The 13,453-nt window shown below is 56.7% G+C and carries 12 protein-coding genes; 5 read left to right on the top strand and 7 right to left on the bottom strand.

Annotated features, from left to right (window positions below; translation table 11 throughout):
- The first annotated feature begins 113 nt into the window (after positions 1-113).
- Together K0I31_RS03475 and K0I31_RS03470 are read left to right on the top strand one after the other, a co-directional pair.
- Positions 114-1,148, top strand: a complete 1,035-nt coding sequence (locus K0I31_RS03475; protein WP_258406165.1) for an HlyD family secretion protein — start codon at positions 114-116, stop codon at positions 1,146-1,148.
- Complete coding sequence (locus K0I31_RS03470) at positions 1,138-2,241, top strand: DUF2955 domain-containing protein (RefSeq protein ID WP_220079911.1); 1,104 nt, start codon at positions 1,138-1,140, stop codon at positions 2,239-2,241. The genes K0I31_RS03475 and K0I31_RS03470 overlap by 11 nt, the downstream gene beginning before the upstream one ends.
- A 75-nt stretch (positions 2,242-2,316) precedes the next feature.
- On the opposite strand, the gene K0I31_RS03465 is transcribed toward K0I31_RS03470, so the two are convergent.
- On the bottom strand, positions 2,317-3,396 hold the full coding sequence (locus tag K0I31_RS03465) for a linear amide C-N hydrolase (protein ID WP_220079910.1): 1,080 nt from the start codon (positions 3,394-3,396) through the stop codon (positions 2,317-2,319).
- A 109-nt stretch (positions 3,397-3,505) separates the two neighbouring features.
- On the opposite strand from K0I31_RS03465, the gene K0I31_RS03460 reads away from it, so the two are divergent.
- On the top strand, positions 3,506-4,378 hold the full coding sequence (locus K0I31_RS03460) for a LysR family transcriptional regulator (protein WP_220079909.1): 873 nt from the start codon (positions 3,506-3,508) through the stop codon (positions 4,376-4,378).
- Positions 4,379-4,454: 76 nt separating this feature from the next.
- On the opposite strand, the gene K0I31_RS03455 is transcribed toward K0I31_RS03460, so the two are convergent.
- The 5 genes from K0I31_RS03455 to K0I31_RS03435 form a co-directional block, all read right to left on the bottom strand.
- A complete protein-coding gene (locus tag K0I31_RS03455) occupies positions 4,455-4,979 on the bottom strand; it encodes a cytochrome b/b6 domain-containing protein (protein WP_220079908.1) in 525 nt (174 codons plus the stop codon).
- A gap of 64 nt (positions 4,980-5,043) precedes the next feature.
- Entirely contained in the window at positions 5,044-5,565 is a 522-nt protein-coding gene (gene hemG / locus K0I31_RS03450) for a menaquinone-dependent protoporphyrinogen IX dehydrogenase (protein WP_220079907.1), read from the bottom strand.
- A 194-nt stretch (positions 5,566-5,759) separates the two neighbouring features.
- Complete coding sequence (locus K0I31_RS03445; RefSeq protein ID WP_220079906.1) at positions 5,760-7,391, bottom strand: di-heme oxidoredictase family protein; 1,632 nt, start codon at positions 7,389-7,391, stop codon at positions 5,760-5,762.
- Positions 7,392-7,505: 114 nt separating this feature from the next.
- Entirely contained in the window at positions 7,506-8,654 is a 1,149-nt protein-coding gene (locus K0I31_RS03440; protein WP_220079905.1) for an imelysin family protein, read from the bottom strand.
- A gap of 33 nt (positions 8,655-8,687) precedes the next feature.
- Positions 8,688-10,133, bottom strand: coding sequence for a hypothetical protein (locus tag K0I31_RS03435; RefSeq protein WP_220079904.1), 1,446 nt, complete (start codon positions 10,131-10,133; stop codon positions 8,688-8,690).
- A gap of 202 nt (positions 10,134-10,335) precedes the next feature.
- Between K0I31_RS03435 and K0I31_RS03430 the strand changes: the two genes are divergently transcribed.
- Both K0I31_RS03430 and K0I31_RS03425 read left to right on the top strand, forming a co-directional pair.
- Positions 10,336-11,502 (top strand): MFS transporter, encoded by a 1,167-nt coding sequence (locus K0I31_RS03430; protein WP_220044251.1) that lies wholly within the window; start codon positions 10,336-10,338, stop codon positions 11,500-11,502.
- 110 nt (positions 11,503-11,612) lie between these two features.
- Positions 11,613-12,449, top strand: coding sequence for a TIGR03899 family protein (locus tag K0I31_RS03425; protein WP_011864479.1), 837 nt, complete (start codon positions 11,613-11,615; stop codon positions 12,447-12,449).
- 38 nt (positions 12,450-12,487) lie between these two features.
- Here K0I31_RS03425 and cobA read toward each other — a convergent pair whose 3' ends face one another.
- Positions 12,488-13,309 (bottom strand): uroporphyrinogen-III C-methyltransferase, encoded by an 822-nt coding sequence (gene cobA / locus K0I31_RS03420; protein ID WP_220079903.1) that lies wholly within the window; start codon positions 13,307-13,309, stop codon positions 12,488-12,490.
- Positions 13,310-13,453 lie beyond the last annotated feature (144 nt).

The raw sequence follows: 13,453 nt of genomic DNA, 5'->3' as shown, positions 1-13,453 counted from the left end.
CACCACTAAAACGAGACTTGTTACTTGCTGGTAACAGGATCGAGGTTTACCATGAAACAATCTCTATTCATCGAGGCGAAGGCATGTCTGCTGCGGAACAATCATCACGGAAAATGAGTTTTTACATCATAGGCTTAATCTTAGCGGTCTGGCTCTATAGCCTGTGGGCCGACAGGGTAACGCCCATGACGAGCGATGCCAGGGTGCATGCCTATCTGGTGCGGGTGGCCTCAGAGGTCGCCGGTAACATCACAGAGGTGAGCGTCAGAGATAACCAGATCGTCGAGGCCGGCGAGCCCCTGTTTCAGATCGATCCGCGCAACTATCGTCTCGCCATGCAATCGGCGCAGGCCAATCTATCGTTGGCGGGGCAGAATATCGGTGCCAGCACGGCGGCGGTAGAGGTGGCCCAGGCCAAGGTGGTGGATGCCATCGCGGCGCGCAACAACGCTAAGGAGCAAGCCGCGCGCGTCAGCGAGCTGGCCGGACAGGGCGTACTCAGTCAGGCAGAGCTGGATAACGCCATCGAGGCCAGAGACAGAACCCAGGCGAATCTCGAAGCGGCCGAGGCCTCGCTAGTTCAGGCCAGACAGGCCCTGGGCCCGGCGGGTCAGGACAATCCGCAGATCCTCGCTGCCATGGCAAACCTGGAGAAGGCTCAGCTGGATCTGCAAAAGACTCAGGTCAAGGCCCCTTCTAAGGGCGTGGTCACCAACCTTCAGCTCACCCTGGGACAGCGCGCCAACGTCGGCTCGCCCATGTTGACCTTTATCGATCCAAGGGGCGTGTGGATCTCGGCCCTGGTCAGAGAGAACTCGCTGGAGCATATCAAGGTGGGCAATAAGGTGGAGATAGTCCTCGACGCCCTGCCGGGACGAGTGCTAGAAGGCAAGGTCGACAGCATAGGCTGGGGTACGGGCGGCAGTAACAATATCGACCAGAATACAGGGTTTCTCACTGCAGACAGCAATGGCATCAAGGCCCAGCGCTACCCGGTCAACATAGTCTTCACCGGCACCAAGCCGCCAGGCAATATTCGCTACGGCTCTCAGGCCACAGTGGCCTTCTACACAGAGCAGAGCAGCATAGGCGAGTTCCTAGCCGGCATCTGGATGCAGATAGTGAGTATCTGGACCTATGTTTCATAGCCCAGCCAACCCTATCATACGCCTGGTATTCGGCCCGCTAGCGCTGCTGTTTTACCTCTGGTCCCAGGCGGCGCCGCTAGCCATATTGGCGCCCATGTTCATGGTGATCTTTCTCACCCTGATGCCCTCGCGTCCGCCCCTAAGCCTGATGCTCAAGCTGCTGCTGATCGTCCTGTTTGTCAGCCTGGGGCTGGTGTTTATCGGCGGACTCTTGCTGGACTCTCCCAGCGGTTACCTGCTGTTTTGCTGGTCGCTGCTGTTTTGGAGTTTCTATCGCAGCCACAACGACGGCAAAGATCTGCTCGCCACTCTGATGTTGATCGTGGTGATCATCATGACCATCATGAGTAAGCAGATGCAGGCGCCCATCGAGGTGCTGCCCTGGTTGTTGATGAAATCGGCGGTGCTGGCACTGATCCTCACCTATCTGAGTTTCCTGCTGTTTCCCGGCGACGAGCAAGATATACTGCCCGATGAGACCCAGGCCGATGGCAGCAGCACCCATATGGGCACCATCTTATTTAAGACCACCGCCATGACCATAGTGTTGGCGGCGCTGATCGGCATCGGCAGCTCCCAGAGCATGCTGATTGCTATCACCATAGGCAGCATGATCAAGCTGGCGGATCCCAAGGAGCATAAGAGCTTCAAGCAGAATCGTCTGATCACCACGGCCATAGGTATCCTCTTCACCTTCCCCGTGATGTTGACCTTCGCCTTCGGTCTGCCGACCTGGGTGGTGTTGGGAATGGCCATCTTCTGCGGCCTGCAACTGGCGGGCTTTGCCATCAGGCGAGCCACTCCCCTGGCCATCTATCAGCTGCTGTTTACCAACTTTGTGGTGCTTGTGTATCAGATCATCACTCACATAGGATCCGATGCCCTCTATGCCCAGCTGGTGCGCCTTATCTCTATCAGTATCGCCATCATTATTGGTGGCCTGCTGCTCAGCCTTCTGCACCATGAGACGGGATCAACTGATAAAACGGAATTGACTGATGAGACGGGCACGGATGATGAGAAGCGCTCAGAGGAGGCGTCTAGCAATGCCCCCACAAAGGAACCTGAGGCGGCCGCCCAAGCTGGCAACTAGCCATAGGAGCAGATAAAAAAAGCGCGGCCTAAGCCGCGCTTTTTTAAACCCATTTTGTTAAGGCATTCGCCTAGCTTACATCTTAGACCAGGTGATGGTCTGAGCGCCTTTGTCTACCTGAGCCATGATATCGGCATGCATTGGCGTCTTGAACTGCTTGGTGTCTTCCAGGTTAAACTTGATCTCCTTGCCGCTCATCAGGCTGCGGAACCAGATATCACCGTTATCCAGGTTGTACTGCATGCTGAAGAAGCTTGGATAGTCTTTACCCGTCTTAGGGTCCTGCACACCGAATGGCACCAGCGCCGCCGCATCGAAGGTGCTCTTCTGACGAGCAACGGTTTCTGTGTAGCTCAGCCCTTCTAAGTCCATGTGAGTCGACATGGCCAGCAGGCGTGAGTTACGCTCCAGGCCGCCGATGCTCCAAGGCATCTTAGTGGCAACGCTAGGATCCTTAAGGTCGAACTGCTGCATATACTCTCTGTGCTTCTCCTGCAGCGGGTCGTTAGTCTTGACACGCAGATCCGATTCGGCATCACCCAGATAGATCTTCTGCTCACCGCCCTTCACCAGTTGGATAAGCATGATGTTACCGTCGGCATCAACCACAGAGTAGTGCAGCGGCGCAGCGTGCTCCATACCATTTGGCGCAGAGGCCCAGGCGATTTGGAACTCACCATTATCCAGGGCCGCTTTCACCTCGGCGGTGGTGGCATAACGCTCGGTGATAAAGCTCACTACATCGGCGGTGTTGACCGCTGGCGCGCCATTATCTTTGTGCTGGCTCAGATAAGGCTCGCTGTCATGCTGAGATAGTGCCATCACGCTGAGTCCCTTCTCGTTAGAAGTCTGACCCGACAGGCCGCCAAAGGCACCATGCTCTTCGATAGAGAGGGTGTGGTACTTAGTCTGCCACTTAGTCATGGCCTGCTGGTACTCGGCAACCTGACCGCGCATGGTGCGCTCGGTGCCAACTGGGAAGACAGACATGTGACCGTCGAAGGGGGCAGTGCTCACCCAGTCTGCGGTGCGCATTAACATCGTGCCGTATTGGGTCTCTGTCACCAGACGAGAACAGGCTTCGGCGTTTATGGCGGCGCCCATAGTAGTGGCAAATAGGGCTGCGATAGTGGTGCTTAGTAGTACTTTTTTCATGGTAACAATCTCCGTAACTAAGGATGTTGATTCGTTGACGGGTTAATCGTACCAAAGGCGAAAAAAGTGCTACGCTAAGAACTATCAACCTAAAGTTAAAGGTTCGCCGATGATCATCACCACAGAGAGATTGCAATACATTGTTTCCGTAGCCCAGCATGGCAGCTTTTCAGGCGCCGCCAAGGAGCTGGGGGTCAGCGTTGCCGCGGTCAACAAGGCGATACAACATCTGGAGTTTGATCTTGAGCTGACCCTGTTCGAGCGCCATGGCGGTAAGAAACCACAGCTCACCCAGGAGGGCAAACGCCTCTATGTGAAGGCGCTGGAGATACTGCCCAAGCTTATCGCCATGGAGCGTCAGGCACAGATGATGAGCGAAGGGATAGAGAGCCAGCTCTCCATCTGCCTGCATCCCTATACCTGCTACCCCGAATACACCCGGCTCATCGGCGAGCTAGCGGCGCGCTACCCAGATCTGGAAATCAACATAGTCGAGGCGGAGACCCTGGACTGGCAAAATCTTCAGTGCGATATCATCATCGCGCCCAATCGCCTGGCAAACCTCAGGGGGGTCAACATCCAAACCATCAGCCGTATTAAATGGCTGCTGGTGAGCGCCCCCCAGCATCCACTGGCGCAGCTAAGGAGTGCCCCCGAACTGGAAGATTTCGATCACCATCACCAACTCATGCCGCCTGCGGGCAACATCATACTGCCCCATTACCTCGAGGTGATGCGCTACTCCAGCAAGCTGGTGACCGTCGAGCGTTTCTATCAGCTGCGGGAGCTACTGTTGGCGGGCTGTGGTTTTGCCATGTATCCAGAGGCGCTCGCCCAGCCGCTCATCGAGGAGGGCAAGCTTAAGGATCTGAACTTCGATTATGGTAAGCAGGGCAATCACTGGCCCATAGATCTCATCTGGCAGGAGGGACTGGGCCAGGCGGGCAACTGGTTTATCGAGCAGTTAATCGATGAGGAGTGATCAACTCTAACCTTGTCTTGCGGTGCTTAAACTCTCGCGGGCGCTAACACTGGCCTAACTCTGGCCTAGCACTGGCCTAGCGACGAATAAAGTCCAGCAGGTGCGACAGGGCAAACAGGGCGTGGATCACCATGAAGACGATGAAACCATGGGCCAGGCTGTGATGATAGCTGCGCCAATTGAGGGCCTCGCTGCAGCCCTGGGTGAGAAACCACATAAGGCCGGTAACGGATACCGCCACAAATAGCAGCATGCCTATCCCCTCGACCACGCTAAACAGGCCGCGGCCACCGGCCAGGGGCAACTTGCCACGCTTCAGGCCGCATACATCGTTACTCAGCTGGGTAAAGTCGCCCACCAGATAGGGAAAATATTGTCGCCACTGACCGCGCATCAGGTTGATCGCCAACATGGTGACCGAGAAGATCCCCGCCAGCAGCCCGAGGTAGACATGCAGGATATCCCAGACCGAGGCGTTGGCCCGCAGCGCCCGCCCCATCATGAGCCAGCCGCTGGTGCTCACCAGAAACAGGGTTAACAGGATGACAAACAGATGCTGATAGGTCTCCAGCACCTCGCGCAGCTTGGTCAGTGTCTTCATCTTGCTCTCCCCTTGATATGACTCACGCTAGGTTGACGCTTGGACTTTACGAAAGCGCGCAATACTAGAGCGCATCGACCTGCTGGGCATAGTATTTCACCTTGTCCCAGTCGGTGTACTCGACCTTGGTATCCGGCGCCGTCGGCCCCTTAGTGATCCACATGATGAAGCGTATGATGTTGCGGTCCAGGGCGTTATACCCCTGATAATCCAGGTTACCGCCAAACACCGCCAGCAGCTTTGGCTGCCAGGGCGACTTGGCCAGAAACGCCTGCATGTACGGGTTGGTCTCAGGGGTATTCTTGGCGGGCTTGCGCGCCACCAGGCTCACCGAAAAGAAACTGCTGGCCTTCTCCTGCAGCACCTTGATGTTCTCGCGAATGAAGTCATACACCCTGGGATTATGCTTGCCGTGACGAATGCTGGCGCCCAGGACTATCTTATCGAACCCTTCCAGGGCGGGCGGGTTGTCTATGCTGGCGCAGGTGACGCTATGTTCCAGCGCCTCGAGCTCGCGCTGCATGAAATCGCACAGCTTACGGGTCTGTCCATGCACACTGGAATAGATGATTAATATTTTGCTCACGAAGGCCCCTAAGTCGACTTAATTCTTGCTATAGCACCATGATAGGGGAAATCGGGCAATATTTAATTGAAACAGATCACGAGGACTAAGGGCAAAATCCGGCTTAAGTTTACCGAGGTCACAAATTGCCTCCTGGATACATTTTGTCATAAAAAAGCGCGGCCTAGACCGCGCTCCTCATCGCCTTTCTTACCTTAGAGGGACATCACGAAGGCCAGCAGTTGCGAGCGCTCCTCTTGGGTCAGGGCCATAAACTTATCTGTACTGGCCTGGGCCTCGCCGCCATGCCAGAGGATCGCCTCCTCCACACTCGCCGCGCGGCCATCGTGCAAGAAGCCCGCCTGGGGATTGACCGTCTGGGTCAGGCCTATGCCCCAAAGCGGCCGGGTGCGCCACTCACTGCCGCTGGCCAGGAAGTCGGGACGAGCGTCACTCAGGCCTTCACCCATGTCATGGAGCAACATGTCGCTGAAGGGATAGATGGTCTGCCCCTTGAGGGCATCTATCATGGGCAGGCCGCCAATCTCACCGCTAGTCTTGGTGACAAACTTGGGCTGGTGACAGCCGCTGCAGTTTACCTGCTCGAACAGGCGCGCCCCTTCCCTCACCTTAATATCATCCACCTGACGTCTCGCTGGCACCGCCAGGGTCTCGGCGTAGAAGACCACGTCGTCGCTAAACTCGGCGCTCGCCTCCGGCTCACCGTCAAGGCCGCTGCCGGTATCGATAAACCCAGTGCGGGTTAGGTAGCTGTCGTGCATGCTGGTGCCCTGGATGCTCTCCTCGGGAAACAGAGGATTGGTGATCCCAATGTCGCCGCGTAGCGCGCCCAATGACTGTACCCGCACGCTGGGGGTATTGGCCTTCCAGCCGAAACGCCCCAAAGAAACGGGATGGCTCTCGCCGCGCCGGGCCTTGACGGCGTCGAACACATAGTTTGCCCGCCCTGAGATGCCATCGCCATCGGCATCGTTTTCATCCACCAGCGCCAGAATGCTCGCCTCGGGGATCGCCTCCAGCAGCCCAAGACCAAACACTGGCATGCCGTTACGCCAGCCCATCAAAACATCGCTCTGCAAAAGCTCAGAGGTCATATTGCTGCTGTTGAGGTGCTCACCCGGCGCATCGAAAGGGTTCTCCACCGCAAACCGTGGCCTTTTGAGCGTCACCTCGGTGCCGTCAGGATAAGTAACCGTCTTTAGCTCGTAGGAGAGGTAGACATCCGCCTGACCGCCGAACAGGTTCTGCTGCCAATCTTCCCTGGCCTTAAGCACCCCGCGGTGAAACAGCTGAGTGCCGAAGTTGGGCACAGGAATAGGCGCGCAGTAGTTGTTCGCTGCCGTCCCTTGCAGGCAGGGCTGGTCCGGCGCCTTGCTGATACGCAGGAAGATCCCCGCCTCGGAGCCGAGCTTTATGCGCGCCTGACCTGCTGGCACTATCGGCGTCGAGTTACGACCGTCGCGCTGATGACAGGAGTTACAGTCGGCGTTGTTGAACACTGGCCCTAGGCCGTCGAGCTCGGGATGCTCCTCGTTGGGCGCCGTGGTAAAGGCGGTCTCAAAATTCAAGTCACCGCTTAGGTGCTGGGCGAGCTGCGCCTGGTTGAGATTCAGCGCCGGCGTAGAGTAGCCGTGGCCCGAACTCGAGGCATCGAAGGTGGTGGTGTCACCGCCCAATGCCGTCACCTGGGTATAGTCGGGATACTGCTTCTCGGGCTCTGGCACTTCTATCTCATCACCCGAGCCGCCACAGCCGCTTAGCGCCAATGTCTGAGCCAGGGTCAAGGCCGCCAACAGGGCGGAGGGTTTGGTTAAGCAATTCATCATCTTTATCACACTTTATTGCAGTCGGGCTAAATAAGCCTTTTGCCATTTAGCCTTTGTTTTTATATGGTTATATAGGCAAGAAAAAGAGAGCCTGGGCTCTCTTCTTAACTGGCCTTATACCTTCCACTCTTTGAGTAGCGGCAGCACCTGGTTTTCCAGACTCGCCTGCAGGGTGGCCAGGGCATCGACCGCCTTCTGGATGCGCGCGCGGCCCGCCTCATCTTTTATCGCCTGACGGAACGGCATCTTGTCAGTGCCTTCGATGGCGCGGATCTGCAAGATGGCAGCGTCTATTTCGGCGGCGACCCGGCTAGCCAACTCGCTGTCGGCGGCGCGCACGAAGTCGATGATCCCCTGCTTGTCGGCCTCGCCGGTGAACTCGCCCTGATAGACGTTGCGTACCCCTATGATGTTGTCGCTAAAGTCGGTCAGCGAGTTCCAAGAGTATTGCGACTCCACCTTGGAGGTGTCGGCGCTGGCCAGCGAGCCGCCAAAGGGATCGGCAATCTTACCGTTGCCCACCTCATCGACTATGCCGATCATCCCCTTGATCAGCTCCTCCAACACGCCCACATGCGAGCTGTAGAAGGTATTGCCATCGACGCCCGGCGATTTCAGCAACTCGCCATAGGCCTTGCCACTCTGGCCGTCATGGCTGACCAGCCAAGCACCGGCCAGCTGTTTGGTGTAGTCGCGAAACACCTCGGCCAGTCCCATGAGGTAGTCGCGCTCATTGGCGGTCAGCTCGTCGATCTGCTTGACGTTGTCGTCTATGCCGTCACCGAACAGCAGAAACTCCATGGTGTGGAAGCCCTGCACGTCATCGTTCCAGCCCTTGATGGTCTCGGCATCGAAGCCGCTGCTGTTGATTAAGACCGTCTTAAGATCTGTGGTGTTCAGCGGCCAGCTATCCAGGTGTGGGTCGATCCCCAGCGAGTCCACCGGGCCAAAGATGTGTGACTCGCCCTGCTCCCAGGGCTGACGGGCCGCCTTCCAGGCCGACTGTGCCGCCTCAAGGTTTGCCTGGGTCGGAGTGGCAACCAGGGTCTGGGTAGCCTGCAGCAGCGCCTCGCCGCGATCCGCCAATGTACTGTAACCCTTGACGATCACCTCGTCGCTCAAGTTGACGATCAGGGCGTCGGCATCGAAACTAAAACCTGTCTCGGGCACCACCACCTCGGGCTCGTCGCTGCCCGAACCACCACAGGCCGCCAGGGCCGAAATCAGTGCCAATGCGATCGCGCCATATTTAAAGTGTTTCATCTGTCTCTCCATAAGAATCAAAGTTGTCGGCCGTTAGAGCGAGAATTGATATCCCACGCCCAGGGCAAAGAAATGGGTATCCGGGATGGCTGCAACCGCCACCTGATGCAGGCCACCTTCGGCCTTGATCACTATCTCGGGGATCGGCGAGTAGTTGATGCCGACGCTGGTCCAGGTGTTCTCATAACGCTTGGTGGCCGTACCGGTTTCCACCTCGCTCAGCGGGTTGGCATAATCCAGGTTGGCAAACACAGTCAGCGGCACAGAGAAGAAGTGGTTGAGATCCAACCCCGCCTCGACGAAGAAGGATTCTGCCTTGCTGCCCAGCTGGGCGAAGTTACCTGGCTTGAGGCCCGGGGTGGTCTTGTTGGCCTGAGTGATCGCATCGGCATCATCCAGGGTGCCCTGCAAATACTGCCCGCGCAGTATCCAAGGGCCGTCCACATAGGCACCAGACAGTGCCAGCAGGCTCACGCTGCCGTCACCGGCCAGCTTGTTGCTCTTGTGGCGATTACCGCTGGTATTGCCATAGTAGTAGGCGGCGCCTAGGGCCAGCCCTGGCTGTTTGAAGCTGCCGTAATCGAGACGCAGCACATAGGCCAGCTCGTCGGCGTTGATGTGCTCGAAGCGCTTCTGATGGCCCGATGCTATCCAGTCGTAGGTGCGGAAATACTCAGAGTTGAGGCCGCTAACGACTTGAGCCTGATAATGGAAATCCCCCAGGTCGCCGAAGAAGCCGATACCCGTCTCGTTCCACACGGCGGGTAACATGGCCGCCTCGCTGCGGTGACGCAGTACGGTCAAGTATTGGTTTGGCTTATGCAGCACGCTGGAAAGCCCCACAGGCAGATGTATGTTACCGAACTTGACGCCGAAGGCTTTACTCGGGCGATATCTGAGCTGGGCCTTCTCGATCATCACCTCGCCGCCGGCTTCGACCTCCGACTCGAACTCGCCGAACTCGTCGAAACCGTCATATTCCAGGGCACTGCCCGTGCCGCCATGTTCATATTCGATCTCCACCTCCATGTCCCACTCGTCGTTGAATTGGTAGCCAAATTCGGTGACGATCCGCTCCAGATCAAGACGGCCGCGACGCTCGGGCGAGGTGTCCTGCACGTTATCGAAATACTCGTCGCTGGTGTAATTCATGCTGCCGTAGGATTCAAACTTGAACCGGTTCCAGGGGCTGTTAGCGGCCTCCAGGGCAACTTGCTCCTGTACCACCTTGGTCAACGCCTGCCGATCAATCTGTTGCTCGGCCTGTTTCTCTACCTGTTTGTCGGCCTGCTGCGCCTTAAGCTGGGCCAGCTCCTGTTTCAGCTGGATAAGCGCCTGCTCCTGCCTGGCGATCGACTCGGCTAAGGTCGCGGTATTGGTGGCGGTATTGGTTGTGTTATTTAGTTGAGTGTCGGCATAGGCATTGCCCGCCAGCAAGCCGGCGATAGCCATCCCTAAGGTGGTTAATTTCAGTGTCATCTTCTCTCCATGCTGAATAAACAGCATCCCCCATTAAATTGCGGGCACAATATTTCAAATGAGAATAATTTGCATTACAATTTACATTTGTTAATAACAAATTGATGACAAAGCATGCTAGGGCGTAATGATTGAAACCAGTTTGTGCCGCCCAAGCTATGGGGTAGACTGATCGCCCCGGGAAAGACTGGAAGCCAATGGAATGTTAAAGAAGAACCCCCAAACCCTCTTACTGCTGATGACCTTCGTGATGTCCTTGGTGTTTTCTGTGTGGCAGGTGCTGCTGAATAACTTCGTCATCGAGCGGGCCAGCTTTACCGGCGCCGAGATAGGCATATTACAGAGTCTGCGCGAGGTACCCGGATTTCTGGCCTTTACCGCCATCTTCATTTTGCTGCTGCTCAGGGAACAGACCTTCGCCCTGGTCTCTCTCGCCCTGCTGACCATAGGGGTCGGCATCACAGGCTTCTTCCCTCAGGTGCTGGGCCTCTACCTGACCACCATACTCATGTCGGTGGGCTTTCATTACTACGAGACCATCAATCAGTCCCTCACCCTGCAGTGGGTCGACAAGGCCGACACCGCAGGCTTCATGGGCAAGGCGCTGGCCTGGCGCTCGGCGGCGGCCCTCACAGGCTATGGTAGCATCTGGGTAGTGATGACCTATCTGCAGCTGGATTATCAGTGGATGTACGCCATCATAGGGGGCCTGGGCTTGCTGATGGTGATCGCCCTGACCCTCTATTTCCCGCAGTTTCCCCAGGGCGAGGTGCAGCACAAGAAGGTGATCCTCAGACGACGCTACTGGCTCTACTACCTGCTGACCTTCTTCTCCGGCGCGCGGCGACAGATCTTCATGGTGTTTGCCGGCTTCATGATGGTGGAGAAGTTTGGCTATAGCGTCAGCCAGATCACCGCGCTGTTTCTGATCAACTATGTGGTCAACCTGCTGTTCGCCCCCGCCATTGGCCGCTTTATCGGCCGCATCGGCGAGCGTAACGCCCTGATGATAGAGTATGTGGGCCTGATAGTGATCTTCACCAGCTACGCCTTCGTCCAGCAGGCGGAGATGGCGGCCGTGCTCTATGTGCTGGATCATCTGCTGTTTGCCATGGCCATCGCCATCAAGACCTATTTCCAGAAGATCGCCGAGCCCAAGGATATCGCCGCCACCATGTCGGTCAGCTTCACCATCAATCATATCGCGGCCGTGGTGATCCCGGCGCTGCTGGGGATGCTCTGGCTCTACTCCAACAAGTGGGTGTTCTTTATCGGGGCAGGCTTCGCCCTCTGCTCACTGGTGCTGGCCTTCAACATTCCGCGCCATCCGGCCCAGGACAAGCATGTCAACTGGCCGGCCAACGCTTGAAGCTAGGGGTTGGGGCTAGGGCCTAGGGCGAAATTCAGATAGAATCGGACGATAGTGTCACTCACTAGATAAGACTATTTACAAGATAAGATTATTCACAAGAAAAGATTATGGCCGAGATCGTTAAGCTATCCAACTCAGGGTCCAATCAACCCGATGTATCTGCCCGCCGCAAGGCCCTGCTGCTTGGCCGCCTGATCGGTCTGGGAAGCGACGAGGATTACCGTCCCTCTCAGGCCTCTGTGGCAGAGCGATCGGACCATCGTCTGCGCAAGCTCGCCAGCCAGTATCAGGCTAACCTGGAAAACATCTACGCCATCGCCCTCTCCCACACGCCGTCGGATGTGACCGGGGCGGATCTCGACCCCGACTGGATCCACCAGTTCTTTCAGCTGGCGGAGCAGATCCACAACCGCAACATGCAGGCCCTGTGGGGCCGGATCCTGGCCAACGAGATCACCAGCCCAGGCAGCTTTAGTCTCAGGAGTCTGGCGACCCTGAAGCAGCTGACCCACAAAGAGGCGCAGATGTTCGAGAAGGCCCTGGGAATGGCGGTCACCTTCAACAACGAATCTAAGCTCAAGTTAGTGATCGGCTTTCGCCACGCCGGCGGCATAGGCCAGCTGTTTCGCAAGACGGATACCACCCAGATCGCCCTGTCGCAGTTTGGTCTGCCCTACTCCTCTGTGCTCACCCTGGTAGATGCAGGCCTGCTGCACAGGAGCGAGTTTGAGACGGGGCAGCTCAACGCCAAGAACCCCATCAGCTTTACCCTGTCGGGCAAGCGTATGACGCTGACACCCAAGCACGGACACTTAGTGTTTAGCTATTATCGACTGACGCCGACCGGCGACGAGTTGGCACAGCTGGTGCGCCCCAAGGCAGATGAAGAGTATGCCCGCGCGCTGCAGGCACTTTTCAAGAAAGACTTTAAAGTAGACTACTAAAAAGCAGATTACTGAAACGTAGATTACTGAAAAGTAGATTATTGGCCCAACGACTGCTTCACAGCAGCATCCAGGGTCTTAGGGCTGGTCTCAGGGTTGAACCAGTGCAGGCTATCGGCCAGGCCAACCACCTCACCTATGATAATCAGCGCCGGCATCTCCAGTGCCGGATCCGCCGCCAGTTCCGCCAGTTCACCTAGGGTACCAATAAAGCGCTGCTGCGCCGCCGTAGTCGCCTTAGAGACGATAGCCACCGGCGTCTTGGGCGAGCGCCCAGCCGAGATAAGTCCATGTTGAATGCTGGCGGCGTTGAGGATCCCCATATAGACCACTAGCGTATTGGCGCTGTTGGCATAGGACTGCCAGTCCATGGGACGACTCTCCAACTTGCAGTGACCCGTAATAAAGGTGACTCCCTGGGCATGGTCCCTGTGGGTCAGGGGAATACCTGCGTAGGCAGCGGTGCCGCTGGCCGCCGTGATGCCTGGCACCACTTCGAACTCAACCCCCGCCTCTACCAGGGTCTCCAGCTCTTCGCCACCACGGCCGAAGATGAAGGGATCGCCCCCCTTGAGACGCACCACATTCTTGCGGGTATAAGCCTTGGTCACCAACAGCTGGTTGATCTCCTCCTGGGCAGCGCTGTGTTTACCGGCGCGCTTGCCCACGGCGATCAGCTCCGCCTCTTTCGGCACTAAAGCCAGGATCTCGTCGCTCACCAGGGCGTCGAACAAGACCACATCGGCCTTCTTCAGGATGCGGTAGGCCTTGAGCGTTAATAGCTCAATGTCGCCAGGACCGGCGCCCAAAAGCCAGACTTTGCCCTGTGCCTGCTGCCCGGGTAGAGTAAATAGTTCCATATCCGCATCTCGTACAATAGTGATGAGGTTAATATAGCGTCATTCTTATTCCATAAAAAATAGAAGTTTATTAGGTTTTATTCTTTTTAGTTATTAGTGGCGTTTGACGAAATTTTCATGAAATAAATCAAGTAGACAGAATTA

This window comes from Shewanella spartinae (assembly GCF_019457555.1).
In the GTDB taxonomy this organism is placed as follows: domain Bacteria; phylum Pseudomonadota; class Gammaproteobacteria; order Enterobacterales; family Shewanellaceae; genus Shewanella; species Shewanella loihica.
Note: the sequence above shows the minus strand (reverse complement) of the source record. Positions and strands in the feature narration are given on the sequence as shown.